14 protein-coding genes and 2 pseudogenes are annotated in these 15,280 nt (G+C 60.1%); 10 read left to right on the top strand and 6 right to left on the bottom strand.

Features of this window, described 5'->3' with window-relative positions; all coding sequences use genetic code 11:
* Positions 1–242, top strand: a pseudogene (locus tag JQ575_RS28805) (phosphoenolpyruvate carboxykinase (ATP)); the annotation flags it as partial.
* A gap of 63 nt (positions 243–305) precedes the next feature.
* Here the strand turns inward: JQ575_RS28805 and JQ575_RS28800 are convergent.
* Together JQ575_RS28800 and JQ575_RS28795 are read right to left on the bottom strand one after the other, a co-directional pair.
* A complete protein-coding gene (locus tag JQ575_RS28800) occupies positions 306–563 on the bottom strand; it encodes a hypothetical protein (RefSeq protein WP_212036580.1) in 258 nt (85 codons plus the stop codon).
* A 104-nt stretch (positions 564–667) separates the two neighbouring features.
* Entirely contained in the window at positions 668–898 is a 231-nt protein-coding gene (locus JQ575_RS28795) for a hypothetical protein (protein WP_212036579.1), read from the bottom strand.
* Between the two features lie 1,593 nt (positions 899–2,491).
* Here JQ575_RS28795 and JQ575_RS28790 point away from each other — a divergent pair.
* The gene (locus tag JQ575_RS28790) at positions 2,492–2,857 is read left to right on the top strand and encodes a VanZ family protein (protein ID WP_212036578.1); all 366 of its coding nucleotides are present in this window, start codon (positions 2,492–2,494) and stop codon (positions 2,855–2,857) included.
* Between the two features lie 477 nt (positions 2,858–3,334).
* On the opposite strand, the gene JQ575_RS28785 is transcribed toward JQ575_RS28790, so the two are convergent.
* The 3 genes and pseudogenes from JQ575_RS28785 to JQ575_RS28775 form a co-directional block, all read right to left on the bottom strand.
* Positions 3,335–3,961, bottom strand: coding sequence for a hypothetical protein (locus JQ575_RS28785; protein WP_212036577.1), 627 nt, complete (start codon positions 3,959–3,961; stop codon positions 3,335–3,337).
* 65 nt (positions 3,962–4,026) lie between these two features.
* Positions 4,027–5,247 (bottom strand): ERF family protein, encoded by a 1,221-nt coding sequence (locus tag JQ575_RS28780; RefSeq protein WP_249166951.1) that lies wholly within the window; start codon positions 5,245–5,247, stop codon positions 4,027–4,029.
* Positions 5,248–5,251: 4 nt separating this feature from the next.
* Positions 5,252–6,036 (bottom strand): annotated as a pseudogene (locus JQ575_RS28775) (YqaJ viral recombinase family protein).
* Positions 6,037–6,117: 81 nt separating this feature from the next.
* Here JQ575_RS28775 and JQ575_RS28770 point away from each other — a divergent pair.
* From JQ575_RS28770 to JQ575_RS28735, 8 genes are all read left to right on the top strand, one after another.
* Positions 6,118–6,387 (top strand): helix-turn-helix transcriptional regulator, encoded by a 270-nt coding sequence (locus JQ575_RS28770; protein WP_212036576.1) that lies wholly within the window; start codon positions 6,118–6,120, stop codon positions 6,385–6,387.
* Between the two features lie 286 nt (positions 6,388–6,673).
* On the top strand, positions 6,674–7,357 hold the full coding sequence (locus JQ575_RS28765) for a hypothetical protein (protein WP_212036575.1): 684 nt from the start codon (positions 6,674–6,676) through the stop codon (positions 7,355–7,357).
* A 631-nt stretch (positions 7,358–7,988) separates the two neighbouring features.
* Entirely contained in the window at positions 7,989–8,288 is a 300-nt protein-coding gene (locus tag JQ575_RS28760; RefSeq protein ID WP_212036574.1) for a hypothetical protein, read from the top strand.
* On the top strand, positions 8,273–8,872 hold the full coding sequence (locus tag JQ575_RS28755) for a hypothetical protein (RefSeq protein ID WP_212036573.1): 600 nt from the start codon (positions 8,273–8,275) through the stop codon (positions 8,870–8,872). The genes JQ575_RS28760 and JQ575_RS28755 overlap by 16 nt, the downstream gene beginning before the upstream one ends.
* Positions 8,873–8,874: 2 nt before the next feature.
* Positions 8,875–9,423, top strand: coding sequence for a hypothetical protein (locus JQ575_RS28750; RefSeq protein ID WP_212036572.1), 549 nt, complete (start codon positions 8,875–8,877; stop codon positions 9,421–9,423).
* A gap of 371 nt (positions 9,424–9,794) precedes the next feature.
* Positions 9,795–10,601, top strand: coding sequence for an MBL fold metallo-hydrolase (locus tag JQ575_RS28745; protein WP_212036571.1), 807 nt, complete (start codon positions 9,795–9,797; stop codon positions 10,599–10,601).
* 99 nt (positions 10,602–10,700) lie between these two features.
* Positions 10,701–12,569, top strand: a complete 1,869-nt coding sequence (gene htpG / locus JQ575_RS28740) for a molecular chaperone HtpG (protein ID WP_212036583.1) — start codon at positions 10,701–10,703, stop codon at positions 12,567–12,569.
* Between the two features lie 73 nt (positions 12,570–12,642).
* On the top strand, positions 12,643–13,797 hold the full coding sequence (locus tag JQ575_RS28735; RefSeq protein WP_212036570.1) for a DUF3095 domain-containing protein: 1,155 nt from the start codon (positions 12,643–12,645) through the stop codon (positions 13,795–13,797).
* A 33-nt stretch (positions 13,798–13,830) separates the two neighbouring features.
* On the opposite strand, the gene JQ575_RS28730 is transcribed toward JQ575_RS28735, so the two are convergent.
* Positions 13,831–15,213, bottom strand: coding sequence for an MATE family efflux transporter (locus JQ575_RS28730; protein WP_212036569.1), 1,383 nt, complete (start codon positions 15,211–15,213; stop codon positions 13,831–13,833).
* Positions 15,214–15,280: the final 67 nt, after the last annotated feature.

The raw sequence follows: 15,280 nt of genomic DNA, 5'->3' as shown, positions 1-15,280 counted from the left end.
GCTCGCTTCGCAATGTCGAATTCCGCACCGACAAGTATTTCGGTTTTGCGGTGCCGACGGCGCTGCCGGGCGTGCCCGGCGACATCCTCAACCCCGTCAACACCTGGAAGGACAAGGCCGAGTTCGACAAGACCGCGCGTGCGCTGGTCGGCATGTTCCAGAAGAATTTTGCCAAGTTCGAAGCCCAGGTCGACGCCGACGTCCGCGCTGCTGCGCCCGAGGTGAAGCTCGCGGCGGAGTGATCATCGCAGAGATGAATTTCCGGCGATACACAGCGGCCCCGAACGCCGAACTTTCGGAAGAAATTAAACCATGGTTTGGATATCCCTCGCGTCGAGCCACAAACGTAAACCGCAATGTCCTTGGGGATAGCAATGTCCGATCAGGCCGTATTGGTAACGGGTGCCGCCGGTTTCATCGGCTTCCATATTGCCCGCCAGTCGACTGGTATCGCAACCACTACAAGGCCTGAGACGATGCGGGATCGACCGATCGCTGCCACCGCTTTCGAGATTGTACAAGCTGCGGGTGACCGAACATGTTGATCCGGTCCAGATACGCATCAGACGATCTGATTCTGTCTTTGAAGTCGGAAGGTTTGAGCTTTCGCGAAATATCAGAACGCCTTGGCATGCCGCTGGGATCGGTAACGAGCCGGTACTACCGTCTAAAGGGCGTCCAGCATCCTTCCCAAATCGCCAGGGATGCTGATGTAAAGCGAACCAGGAAAATTCGCCGTCTTGCTCGAAACCGAGAGAAATCCGCGGCCGCCGTCCAGGCGACCATCGATGTGAGAAACGGCATCGAATTTTTGTTTGCGATCGAAAGAGCGCGAAAGGTGGGGGCTTCGTTGGACATGATTGGCGCTTGCCTTGGGATTTCCAAACAAGCGCTTCATAAGAAAAGCCGGCGTTAAGCCTGACAATTCAGCTTAACGGCAGGACCTCATTGCTGGAAAAGCAGCCTTGGATATGGCTGAGCGACGGCAAACAGACAGGCAAAAGACGACAGACGGAGCTCTGATTTTTTTCGGCCAGGAGCGCGGCGTATTCTCTTGCGCGCTGCGCGACATCAACGATGTGGAATCGGGCTGCGGTTAAATGATCCCGATGCCATTTCGGGCACGTTCAGGATCACATTGGACAATTTCAAGAGCATTCAATTATGCCGTATAATTTGGTTCCGCGGTCGCTACATTGGTACGACTTTTCTATCGGATGACTTGAGGAACTGAGTTAGATGATTTGGGCTTTGGGAGGGCTGTTTGTTTGCACGGCGATCGTTGTCGCCGGCAGGCGCCACAGCAGGTATCTCGATAAACTCGACGATCTCCGTCGCAAGAAGTTCGGATCGCATGGGTAGCCGTGGGCCAAGGCGACCGTGAAGTGACATCGTCGCGTGCGATGATGCCGGCCGACGCCTACGGGCCATATGTCCCTATGAGCCAAGCGAACGACAAAGCAAAATGCGAGCCGTTTGTACTGATTAGCGCGGCGCTGCTCGGCGCTGCCGCCATACTCACGGTCAAATGATATTGATCGTGTCGCCAGAAGCACCCGGAGTGAACTGCGGCAAGTCCGTCACAGCGCGTTCAAACTTTTGCCAAACGCCCCTGCTAATGGGTTTCTTGGCAAGGCTAGAATGATCGTCGTGAGGACCAAAATTTGTCAGCAATTCCCGCCTCTACAATCGAAATCACCGCAAACCAACTCAGCATTGATGTCACAGAGCCCAATCCAACGGGTTCCCGATCGCGTCGCGGTGAATTAGTTGTGGCTGCACTTTACGCAGCAGCAATAATCCCGGCGATGGCGGGATGGGTCTATGCTCTCGGCAGATTGTGCTCGGCAATCGTCATCTGGGTAGTTTCCTGACAATTTCCGCCTCGACCAAATGGAGTATCTCTGTTGCAGGGCGTCTTGATTTTGTTGGTGTTGCTCGGGCTGGCCTACGGAGCTGGCTATTATACCCGTGACCGAATCTCCCACCGGCGGAGAGAACGTGCACGCATATGGAAAAACTACAGGGAACCGGATTGGCTGCAGCACGCAAATACTAACCGGCCTCCCTCCAACCCAAAGCATGGCGATCTCGGGCAAATGCTCGACCGTTGGGAAGATCGAGCCCGAGCACGCCGTGTTCGCTCAACGAAGTCTTCCTGAAAGAGGCTGCACCATGGTCCATCAAAAACGAAGTGGACCGAAGAGCCGTCACAAAGTTGACATTCTCCGATGCAGTCCAGCATCGACTTTTGCATGACGATCCTATCGTCAGTTTGCAGCACCTGCGGGTTGGCGACTGGGTTCGGACGCAGGGATCTGCCTGATCGTCCCCGCCTTGAGAAAAAGCCTGTTCGAGAAGGGTTGGGTCGAACAGCGTCGATCCAGCGAAGACACCTCTCGATTGCGTAGGCGTATCGGAAAAAAGGCTCTTTAACCTTGTTTTTTGTTTTGGGGGCAACACAGCGCTCTTCGTGATTTATGGTCGCATCATGCCCCAGAAGAAGCTCATAGCCGCGACTGTGATCTGCATTATCTTGATCGCTTATGCCACTCTTACCAAGCTGGCCGGTCGACCGGCGTTGGTGGGCCACCACGAGGCCTACTGGATCGTGGTTATCGAGCGCTTCAGTGCCTATGGTCTATTGGGCTGCCTACTCGCGTTTCTCTTGCCTGGCCGCATTTTTGTCGCGAGTGTGCCCGTTGCTCTCGTTGCTGTGTTGCTCGAGGCCTTACAAGTACTGATACCGTCCCGTGATGCGGAAATTTTCGACGTCATCCAAAAGGTTGCGGGCGGCATCACGGGCGTCCTGTTGGCCCAAACCATTTTGGGCTTTCTCCCGCGGGTGACGAGGTGATAATGGCTGTCGGGGCATGAGAGATGGTATTCGTGGCACTGTCCCTTCTTCGCGATTATGCCATCCGACAATACCCACCTAGGTGGATGCCGGTCACGCGCGCTTAGCGGGCGGCGCGCCTCGCCGCCCGCTTCCGAAGTCAAACCGGCCGTGAGGCAAAATCAGCGCGGAAACACGATCGGATATGTGATCCTCACCGGTAGCGATGAGGCGCAGGGCTCAAGGCAAGCGGAAATCATGCTGAGCGGCGTGAATCTCATTAATTTCGGCTAGCGATTTCCTCACATCTAAGGATCTAACCGAGGCGTGCGAAGCATGAACGTTGTAAAAACGTCGAGGTCAGCAATGTTGGACCAATTCACTGCGGAGGAACGGGGCTAAACATCCGCGAGACGCCATCGGCGCCTCTCTACAACCAAGGCGGTAAAGCGGTCAGACGGGAGCCGGACCCGGTACCTGGCCTCGCCGCTCCCAGAACTACCGCCAGCGCAATTTCCCTGCCTTAGGTGATCTTCCGCGGTCCACGAACTGCAGAGCAAACAGGATTTGGCACGCCTGACGCCAGAGCGCTGCTTCATAACGGCTGAGCCGGTCAAGAGGGCAACTCGCCAGATTGGTCAATCGAATGAAGGATTGCGTTAGATCGTCCGGATGATTGGTCTTGTCTGGGAGGGGTATGTCGTCACTGCAGAGAAGACGGCCGGTTTCCTGTCCTTCAAGGACGTTGGAAGCTGTTGACAGGCCGGTTCGGTATGGATGATTGATCTGTTTTTTTCGAGAGCGCCGAAACTGCAGCAAATGCTGAGCCTGAATCCTGAACAGACCGCTCTCTATCGCGGTGGCACGCCGCAGGCGCCAGAGCACGCTTGCCAGGCGCAGCACCAGTTCGCGCTCGACTGCTCTCCGGGCCTCAAAATCCGCTGCGACCGCCATTTCGAAGGAAGCATAGTCTTCGGCATCTTCCAAAGCATCGATAATAGTCTCGGCAGTCAACCCATGACGCACAGCATTGCGTCGCGATCTCTGCTTCCCGTTTTCGCTCACGGGACCTGTGCTGAGCTGCGCATTGAGTCGATTAGCCTGAATCTGCCGTGATGAAGTCATTCGGCCTCCGAGCCTTAAGATTGGGTTCGTTTCGTAAAACTGAGGCTGTCCTGGGAAGCCTGAGTCTACCGATAAACATTTCCGTTAACCCCATCCGGTGGGCCGCTGCCGTCAAGCGAAGCGGAGGCGGGGTCAGTGATATGCGTCGTTTTCCAGAGGGCGTCCGCGAGGGGCAAGGGGTCGATCCCCTTTTGCTGCCACCAGACACGTTCGTTGCCCCGGCGGTGCAGTTCGCGATGATGTAGCCGGCACAAGGGCACGGTGAAGCGGTCGCTAACCTTGCGTCCGACCGTCCAGCTGTCTGCGTATTTTATGTGGTGAGGATCCGATGGGGAGCGACCGCATGCCAGACAGGGTTGGCCCGCAACATACTTCAGATGGCCGCGATCGCGCTCGCGCACTGGCTTGCTGCGCACGATGACCTCCTTCGATCCGAGATTCTTTCGCGCAAAGGCAACGTCGACCTCGGCGGGCGCCCATTCGGGTTTGGGCTCGCGCACTTGAGCGTCCACGGTCACGTCGCCGATCTCTTTGAGCCGCTTCTCGAAGGCGGCTTCGACGGCTAAGGCATCCAGGTTCGAGATCCGGTTTTTGCGGGGCAATGCACCTTGCGCCCATGACGTTAACTGCGCCAGCCCCTCAAGCCTGGCGAGTTCGGCAATCAGTTGATCGCGCACTTTCGTTGCCTCGGCTGGCAAAAGCGCAGCTTCCGGCCGTTCAGCGTGACGGCCGCGCGCGAAAGCCGGCAACGGTCGTTTGGAAGTCTCCGCTGGATAGGCGCCGAGTGCCATATTGTCCGGGCCACGGTTAGGCGGCGGGCTCTTGTTTGTTAGAATGGGGTCATTTGAACTGGAAAGGTCCGGCGCGTCGAGATCGTCTTCACCGGCGATTCCCACCAGGGTGAACAGTCCATAACGCCGGGCATAGGTCAGTGCCGCTCCCATCCGGTGCGGGGAGGCGGTCTCCCCCACCGGGCAAACCGGCCAGTCCGACGACATCCATTCGCCCGAGGCGTGTACGAGTGTTGTGGTCAGGCGGATCAGGCCGGTGTCGCGATCGATGCCTGTGGCCTGGACGGTGGCAATCTCATGTTGCCCCAGGCATTTGCGCACGAGCTCGAGACCGCTCGCCAATGACGCATATCGGAAGGTTTTTTCCGGCCCACCTGGCACAGCCCCGGGCAGGGTCGCGGTCAGCGTCTTCTCGGGGTTGGCCAGCTCGCTCTGTGCCTTGGAAAGCGCAGTCGCGAGCGCGCCAATTTTATTGCTGGAGCGCTGCATGGCCATGCACCTAGCTCGCCAGATCAAGGCTGATCGCGCCGGACTTCGAGCGCTTGGCCCGCACCCCGTGCCCTGCCGCTTCTTTCGCATCCTCAGGCACAAGTGCCTTGAGCTCGCTCTTTGATCGCTCGTGGTTCATTGCCGCTTGTCGGGTCTGCCGGAATAGGTTGGCAAACTCCGCCCAGGCGTTTGACCCGCTCATATCGACGGTGCGGACCGCCTCGACCTTTGGACGTGGCGGCTCGACGCCAAACAGGCAAGGGGCCTCGCCCGTTTCGACGCTGCGCCAGAACTTCTGTTCAGCGGTTAGCAGAAGATGCTGGTACAGCGGATCTGCCGGTATCGTCATCTCCACCCATTTACCGCCACGGTGATGATGGAGAGCACCGCCGTTTTGGACGCCACGACCCACATATTGTGTTGGAGCTGCGCCATGTGCTTCCCGGCAGCCACTTCTTCCGAGAACGACCAGGGCAGCATGAACTTGGCTTCGAACACGGCGCCCGTGCCCTCAACCATGCCGTCCAATGTTGCCGCCATCCAGCGTTTGACCGGATGAAACACCTGACACTGCACCTTGGTGACGATTTGGCCGGTGTTGCGTTCGTACCACTGCCGATTGAGGTGCTCGGTCACGGTGCCGAGTTGGACGACTAGGTTGCCAGACAGGTCCTCGGGCTCGACCTCGCCGCGCTTCTCCCGTCAGAGCCGTACCAAGGTTGCCTCGTCGTCCCCCATTATGATCCGAGCGTCAGACCCGCCTATAAAGGAGCGTCGTGAAAGGTGATTCGTCATGCTGCGACCCCTTCGTCATATGACGAATAATTTGTCATATGAATAAAATTTTGTCAACAACGATCCGGAGCTGCCCCGCTCATGACGAATATTTTGGGAGCTCAAATGCGGGCGGCACGGGCTCTACTTCGTTGGTCTGCTGCAGACCTTGCGCGCGAGTCAGGGGTTAGCATGGCGACAATCCATCGTGCGGAATCTGTCGACGGAATTACGGCGATGACCGTTGCCAATGCTACCGCGATACGCAGGGCACTTGAGTATGCCGGAGTGGAGTTGATTGAGGAGAACGGCGGAGGTCTAGGCGCGCGTCTGAAGCGGCGTCTCGAGCGCATCGCCGATCGGGGCGGATAAGTGCGCTTAACCGGCACCCGGAAGGGCCAGACACGGAAAAATCTTTTGAACTAGCTGTCAGAGCAAAGAAAAAGTCAGTGGGCGAACGCTGATCGCGTCGATCCTGAGCGCCTTGTGTTTATCGATAGAGCTGGACCTGGACTGACATGGCTCCCCTGCGGGATGGGGCTGCGCGGCCACAGGCTTCCCCGCGGCGGGGGCGGTGTGCGATCCCATTCCGCGTTTGGCCCAAGGTTCACCGTAGTGTAAAACAGGGTCGAGCAGTGATTCTTTGTTAGGAGAAGTCATGCATGCACACATCGCGCCATCGGCCATCGACCCGATTCCGCTAGATCATGTCACGCTGCCGGAAGTGGTGACCCTGCTCACCGCCCAAATGAGCAACCGCGATATTGCGACGGCACCGCCGCCTACCGTGCTTCAAACACTGTTGGGCCCGTTGGATGGGTCACCAACCATGGGGTCTGGACCTAACGCGGAAAGTTTTGCTGCGTGGTGCAAACGAGAAGAAGCTGTTCGTGTCATACGCCTAGCTGTATTGAACGGCGGCCTCACCGCTAAAATAGCTGCTGCATCAGGTTTCGTTCGACTGGAAACAGCAGATTGGCAATACGTCGCCTTCTACGACCAGATTATTCGCAGCGGGGTCATTCGCTCGTCAGTGGGCGAACGCATCGGTCGTCACGAAGGCAGTCGCCTGCTCATTGACAAAGCCGAAGTTCTTGAGTTGCTCCGCAAAAGGCAGCAGTGGAAACCGGCCCCCGCTGCAAAAAAGTGCGCCGACTGGTTGGAGGCGGAAATGCGCGCCAGTCCAGAGCACAAGCCTCGTCCGAAACCGACATATTGCCGCGAGGCCGTTGAAAATTTCGGCGTCTCTTCCCGCCACTTTAACGCGATTTGGAAATCGACTATCGCAAAAACCGGGGCAAACTGGAATCGACAAGGTCGCCCTTCAAAACTGCGGAGTTAAGGGGGCACCCTAGCTAGTAGCCGCGCGGGCGGCCCGGCAGCTTTTGGTTTATCTCTCGGTAGAGCGCCTGAGATTCCGCCAAGCTCATGTCGTCCCTGATCTCAGGGAGGGGGGTCGCGTCCCAAACGGCCACGTCCAATGACTGGGGCGGTTTGCCGTATCCCCGATCCAACAGCATGTTGATCGCTGATACACGGAGGCTGTCGTTTTTGCAGGTTCGCATGATTTGAACCAGTCCGGCGATTGCTACTGAGACATGTTTCTGGGCTTGAAATTTTAAAGAGGCCCGCTCAGAGGCCGATTTTTTCTCATGTCTCGTTCGAGCCTGGGGCGTCCGCTTCGAGCGCTGGGTCATCTGTTCATTTCACCAGTAATATCAGCAAGACCGCTCTCCATACGGCCATCCGACTTGGCTTAAAACCCTGCACCCTGAATTGACGCAGCGATTTAGCGCGGTGTTTTTCCCGAGCGCCGAAGCGATGCCAGGTCGAACCGGGTTACGCGAGGTGAGATCCGGGCAACATGCGAAATTGAGTCATTAATCGATGCGCGGAATTTACTGTGCTGGATTTTAGGGAAGGGCTGGGGGGTAAGATCACCCATTGAAGTCAGTCAAGGTCGGGAGACAATCATGAAGAGATCAAAAAAACGAGCGATGGAAATTCCCTCGCTGGCCGGACAGGCCCAGCAGTACACTGCGGAGGCGATCGCCGAACTCGCGAGCATTGTGCACAATACCAACAGCCATACCGCTCGTCTGGCCGCGATCACGACGTTACTCGATCGCGGTTTTGGCAAGCCGGCCCAATCTCTTGCGATCGCGACCGCGGACCCGATCATAACGGAGTCTGATATTAGCGAGGAAGAAGCCCGTGCCATGTTTCTGGAGGCCCGCGCAAGTTTGGAGAAAAGCAAATGGCGGAAAGATTAGAAGAATTGACTGGACGAGCCTTGGCGTTGATCTGGAAGCCGGCCTTGCTGCTGACGGAGTCGGCGGAAGAATTCGACAACTTACACGCAATGCTAGTCCAGGAGATCGATCCCCACGGCATCATCGAACGAATGCACGTGGACGAAACCGCTAAAATCGTTTGGGAGATGCTCCGCATCCACCGCTGCAAAGCGGCCATGATCAATACCGCCTTTCGCGCGGCGTTAAAGAACCTGCTGGTGCAGCTGTGGAACGAGCCGGGCGAACCAACTCCGTATGAAGACTCGCAGGACTTAGCTTTGGCCTGGTTCACTGATCCGAAGGCCAAGGAGGAAGTGGCGGAGATCCTGGGCCGCTTTCATCTCGATGAAACCGCCATCGAAGCCGAAGCGATCAAAAGCCTGGCGGCCGAATTAGAAGTGCTCGACCGGATGCTGACGACGCTCGAAGTTCGTCGCAATCGTGCGATCCGGGGAGTCGCGGAGTATCGCGAGACCTTTGCCAAGCGGGTGAAGGAAGGATCGGACAGAATCATCGAAGCCGAGACATTCCTTCGGCTGACCGATGATCAGGTCTCGACCTGACCATGGCGACCGATCGGCAGATCGCGGCCAACCGGCGCAACGCCAGCCTCAGCACCGGGCCGCGCTCGCGGTCTGGCCGGAAGCGGGCAGGGGGCAATGCCACCGTGCACGGTCTGACCGCGAATTTGCTCTCCAACGCCGCCCTCGCCGAGCAGGTCGAAAAACTCGCGCGTGAGATCGCCGGATCCGCCGACAATGCCATCCTCTTGCAATACGCTCGAGATGCCGCCTATGCCGAGATCGATCTAGCCCGGGTGCGGCGGATCAAGGTCGCGCTCATCGAGCGGGCGTCAGCGGTCGGGACACTGGATGGCCCGTTATTTGCCGATGTTCGCGGCGTAAAAAAAATCCTCGATGTGATCATGGGCGGTGAACTGCTACGCCGGATTGATTTTTTGGCGACGATGCCCTCGGGCGGAATTGAACGCATCGCGGAAGCTGTTCGGCGTGCGCTGCCAGAGCTCGCCAAGCTTGACCGCTACGAATTGCGCGCCGCCGCACGGCGAGATAAGGCTATTCGGCAAATCGTCATGAAAACCCATGGTAGTTAGTTTCCATGACGCCAATACCGAGGCCGAGTTGGACGAATCGAGCGATGGCCACAAGCTAAACAATTTTCAGTTGCCAGAATGCATTATACACCCGTTAAATGCGCAGCTGCTTTTTCGCCAAACGAACCCAATTTTCTTCAATGATTTCAGGAGACCGCCAGAGCGGTATCAGCTTCTTGAGTTCGACCTTTGCGATTGGAGCCGATGTGGCTCAGATCATGGAAACGATTCTCCTGCCGCCGATTGCTGACAGGCAGAGGCAGAGTTCTTTTGTCGCGAGGTTGGGCCGAATAGGGAGCGCAACGCCATCGGAATGCTGCGAGCACGAGAACATCCTTGCGGACCGAATAGCCTTCGGTAAGAGTTAGCCCATGCCCTTGTGGACTTGCGAGCAATGCGGTGCCCAGTTTCCGGACAGCGTCGCGCCGCCGGCAGCATGCCCGATTTGCGAGGACGAACGGCAGTACGTGAACTGGAAGGGCCAGCAATGGCTTTCGCGCGAAGCATTGGCGGAGCGCCACAAGCTTGTCTGGCGCGATGATCTCGGTATTTCCGGGATCGCTCTCGATCCGGGTTTCGCGATCGGGCAGCGCGCGCTGCTCATTCCTGAGCCCGACGGTTGCGTGATGTGGGATTGCGTGCCCCTGGCCACATCGGAGGCGGTGGACCATGTCCAGTCGCTCGGCGGCCTGAAGGCGATTGCGGTTTCGCACCCGCATTATTACGGCGCGGTCGCCGACTGGAGCGAGGCCTTTGGCGGCGTTCCGATCTATCTGCATGGCGACGATCGCCAATGGGTGACGCGGCCGCACGCCGCGATCGTGCCGTGGACCGGCGACAGCCGCCAGATTTCCGATGACATCGTTCTCATCCGCACCGGCGGTCATTTCACCGGCGGCACGATCCTGCATTGGCGTGCGGGCGCGGAGGGGCGAGGCGCGCTGCTCACCGGTGATGTTGCCATGGTGGCGATGGACCGCCGCTCGCTGAGCTTCATGTACAGCTTCCCCAACTACATCCCCCTGAATGCGAAATCGGTTCAAGGCATCGCGCGCGCGGTCGCGCCGTTGGCGTTCGACCGCATCTACGGCGCGTGGTGGGACAAGAACATCGAGGCGGGCGCAAAGGCCGCATTCGATGCTTCGGTCCGGCGCTATCTGGCCGCGATTGCGGATTAGGGCCGGCCGAGGGCTGGAACCAGCCGGCCGTCGAACCTTGCCACTCCAGATAGTATCGCTATATCAGGGCTTTCCCACCCACGCTGATCTCGTGAGCCCCTGATGACCACCACGACTGCCCCCGAATCCCAGCCTTTCCAGGCCGAGGTCGCCGAACTCCTGCATCTGATGGTGCACTCGGTTTATTCGGAAACCGATATTTTCCTGCGCGAACTGATTTCGAACGCGTCCGACGCCTGCGACAAGCTGCGCTATGAGGCGATCGCCGCACCCGAGCTGATCACCGATGGCGCGCCGCCCGCGATCCGCATCGTGCCGAACAAGGCGGCGAACACGCTTGCCGTGGTCGACAGCGGCATCGGCATGGACCGGCAGGAATTGATCGACAATCTCGGCACCATCGCGCGCTCCGGCACCAAGTCGTTTCTGTCGCGCCTGACCGAGGCCAAGGACGGCGCCAACCTGATCGGCCAGTTCGGCGTCGGCTTCTATGCCGCCTTCATGGTCGCCGAGCGCATCGTCGTCACCAGCCGCCGCGCCGGTTCGGATCAGGTCTGGACCTGGTCGTCCTCGGGCGGCAGCGGATTTGAAATCGCGCCCGCGGGCGAGGAGGATGCTACGCGCATCACGCGCGGCACCGAGATCGTGCTGCATCTGAAAGAGAACGCGCAGAAATATCTCGAGACCTACGAGATCGAGCGCATCGTCCGCGCCTATTCCGACAACATCCAGTTTCCGATTGAGCTGGTGCCGGAGGAGGGCGAGCCGCGTCAGATCAATTCGGCCAGCGCGCTGTGGCAGCGGCCGAAATCGGAATTGACGCCTGACGATTACAAGGGCGCCTATCAATCGATCGCCGGCGCCTTCGACGAGCCCGCGATGACCTTGCATTACCGCGCCGAGGGCCGCCAGTCCTATGCGGTGCTGCTGTTCGCACCGTCGACAAAGCCGTTCGACCTGTTCGACCAGGCGCGCAAGGGCAAGGTCAAGCTCTATGTCCGCCGCGTCTTCATTGCCGACGATGCCGATTTGTTGCCGGCTTATCTGCGCTTCATCCGCGGCGTGATCGACAGCGAGGATCTGCCGCTCAATATTTCCCGCGAGATGCTGCAGAACAATCCGCAGCTCGCGCAGATCCGCAAGGCCGTCACCAGCCGCGTCGTCACCGAGCTGGAAAACCTCGGCGACAAGGAGCCGGAGGCGTTCGCGAAAATCTGGGATTCGTTCGGGCCCGTGATCAAGGAAGGCATCTGGGAAGATTTCGAGCGGCGCGAAAAGCTGCTGGGCCTGTCGCGCTTCACCACGACATCGGGCGAGAAGCGTTCGCTCAAGCAGTACGTCGAAAACCTGAAACCGAACCAGACCGAGATCTATTACCTCACCGGCGACAGCATCGAGCGGCTGAAGTCGAACCCAAAACTCGAATCCGCCACGGCCCGCGGCATCGAGGTGTTGCTGCTGACCGATCCGGTCGATGCGTTCTGGACTTCGGCGCCGCTCGATTTCGGCGGCAAACCGCTGAAATCGTTGAGCCAGGGCGATATCGATTTCGCCCTGATCCCGCTGCTGGACGACAAGGCGGACGACAAAAAGGAAGAGAGCACCACGGATGAGGCCGCGACCATCGCCGTCATCAAGGACACGCTCGGGGAACGCGTCTCCGACGTGCGGGTGTCGCAGCGGCTGACGTCGAGTGCCTCCTGTCTGGTGGCCGGCGGCGACGGCCGCGACCGCCAGCTCGAGCGGTTGCTGGCAATGCAGAACCAGGGCTCTGTGACCAAGCCGATCCTCGAGATCAATCTGCGCCATCCCTTGGTGGCGGCGATTGCCGGGGCCAAGGACGCAGCCGCGGATCTGTCGTTCCTGCTGCTGGAGCAGGCGCAGATCCTCGATGGCGAGTTGCCGGAAGATCCGGCGGCATTTGCCAGCAGGCTCAACCAATTGGTGCTGCGGGGCGTCAAACTGTAGCAGGGGCGAACCCGAATATGGGTTAGGCCGTATCTGTTAGACAGCTTCGGAAAACGGGGTAACTTGCATCGCAATGACCACGCCCGACGGCACCGACATCTTCTACGGCGGCATTCCGGTCTTTCGCGGCTTCACCAGCCTGATGGATCCGGCGCTGTATTCGCCATTGCCGGATGATTGGACCGTCGGCGTCGCCGACATCGTGGAATCGACCAAGGCGATCGCCAACCAACGCTACAAGGCGGTCAACATGGCGGGCGCCGCTGTCATCGCCGCCGTGACCAATGCGCTGGATGGACGCGAGTTTCCGTTCGTGTTCGGCGGCGATGGCGCCAGCTTTGCCGTGGCGCCCGCCGATCTCGGTCGCGCACGCGAGGCGCTGGCGGCGACAGCGACCTGGGTCAGCGAAGGCCTTGATCTCGCAATGAGGGTGGCGCTGGTGCCGGTGAAAGCAATCCGCGCGCAGGGCCTCGACATCAGAGTCGCACGTTTCGGGCCGTCGCCCAATTTGTCCCTTGCGATGTTTTCCGGCGGCGGTCTTGGTTGGGCGGACGCGGCGATGAAGCGCGGCGAATTCGCGGTCCCCGCAGCGCCGTCCGGCGAGCAGCCGGATTTGTCCGGCCTGTCGTGCCGGTTCGAGGAGATTCCGTCCGCACGCGGCCTCATTCTTTCGGTGCTGGTGGTGCCGGCAAAGGGCGCCGATCCGCGTGCATTCCGCAAAGCGATCGAAGACATCATCGATCTCGTCGAGCGCAGCCCTGATGCCGGGCGGCCGGTGCCTTCAGGTGGACCCGATATCCGCTTTCCTCCGGCGGGCATCGAATACGAGGCGCGTGCCGCGCGCGGCGGGTCGTTGTTGCGGCGGCGCAGTTCCGCGTTGGCCATCGCGCTGTGGGCCTATGTCGTGTTGCGCTTCGGCATCAAGGTCGGCAATTTCGTGCCGAAGACCTACATGCAGCAGGTGGTAGAGAATTCCGACTTCCGCAAATACGACGATGGATTGCGGATGATCCTCGATTGCACGCCGGAGCTCGAGCAGGCGCTGGCGCAACGGCTGGCAAAGGCGGCCTCAAACGGTGTCGTGCGCTATGGCTTGCACCGCCAGGACGCGGCGATGATGACCTGCTTCACGCCGTCGGTGATGCGCAGCGACCACGTTCACTTCATCGACGGCGCGCGCGGCGGCTATGCCTCGGCGGCGACCGCGTTGAAGGCGATGGCGGCTTGAGCTTCTCGCCGCCGCATAGCGCCGGCTGGATGCTCATTTGCCCCAGCGCGTGAAGCGAATGAACAGCACAGTGGAGAGGCCGTATACGACCATCGCGGCGCCGACGAGCGCGAACAGGGTCCAGGCCGGTGCGCCCGATGACGCCAGCCACCAGCCGCCGAGGCCGACCAGCAGCAGCCGGATGGTGCCGGCCATGACGGGGCCGCCGACCTTCGCCGCGCCCTGCGAGGCGAAGTAGAGGGCGAGGCCGGTGCCGAAGAAGCCGAAGGCCGGACCCGCCCAGGCAAAGTAGGAAGAGGCGGCAGCCGTCACGCCGGGATCGCTGGTGAACAGCGAGATCCAGAGCGTCGGCTTGATCGCGACGACGAGGCCGATCAGGCCGACGGTCAGGCCTGCCGCGGCGGCCGCGGTCCAGGCCACCCGGCGCGCCCGCGCCACGAGGCCAGCGCCAACAGCCATGCCGACCATCGGCACCGAGGCGATGCCGAACGCAAAGGCGATCGGGACCAGCAGGAATTCCAGCCGCGAACCCATGCCGTAACCGGCCAGCGTCTCCGTGCCGAGGCCCGCCACGATTTTGGTGAAGATCAGGATGGTCAGGACGGTTTGCAGCGGCGCCAGGCAGGAGATCGCGCCGACTTTGAGGATGTCGACGAACATGTCGCGCTCGAACCGGAAGGCGGCGAAATTCAGCTTCAGCCGGCTGCGCCCGCTGGCGAGGTACCACGCCAGGAAAATCGCGCCCAGCGTGAAGGCGGTGAGCTGGCCTGCGGCGACCCCGGGCATGCCAAGCTTCGGCAGGCCGAATAATCCAAGACCGAGGCCGCCACCGACCACGACCTGAACGAAGGCGACGACGATCAGCACCGCCGAGGGAATGCGCATATCGCCGGTGCCGCGCACCACCGAGGCCAGCGTATTGACCAGCCAGATCGAAACCGCGCCCGAGAACAGCACGTGCGAATATTGCATGGCCTGCTCGAGCACGCCGCCGCGGCCGCCAAGCAGCGAATAGAATTGCCGTCCGAACGTCAGCATGACAACCGTGAAGAACAATCCGGCGCAGGTGCCGATCATGGCCGCATGCAGCGCCAAACTCGCGGCGCGATCGCGGCTGCCGGCGCCGAGCGCGCGGCTGATGGCGGACGACACGCCGCCGCCCATCGCGCCCGCCGACATCATCTGCGTCAGCATCACGAACGGAAACACCAGCGCGATACCGGCCAGCGGCTCGGTGCCGAGCCGGCCGATATAGGAGGTCTCGGCAACCGCCACCAGCGCGGTCCCGACCATCGCGATCGCATTGGGGAGCGCGAGCTTCAGCAGCGTCGGCAGGATCGGCGAGGTCAACAGGCTGTTGACCGGCGCGGTTGGTATGGCCGCGGGGCGCAAATCAAGCTGGGCGTCGATCGTCATGCGTCACCGGTTCGTCGGCCAGAAGCCAATATATTATGGCCAACATATTATCGGCAGGCGCAAGCGC

The sequence above is a fragment of the Bradyrhizobium sp. JYMT SZCCT0428 genome, assembly GCF_018131075.1.
In the GTDB taxonomy this organism is placed as follows: Bacteria; Pseudomonadota; Alphaproteobacteria; order Rhizobiales; family Xanthobacteraceae; genus Bradyrhizobium.
Note: the sequence above shows the minus strand (reverse complement) of the source record. Positions and strands in the feature narration are given on the sequence as shown.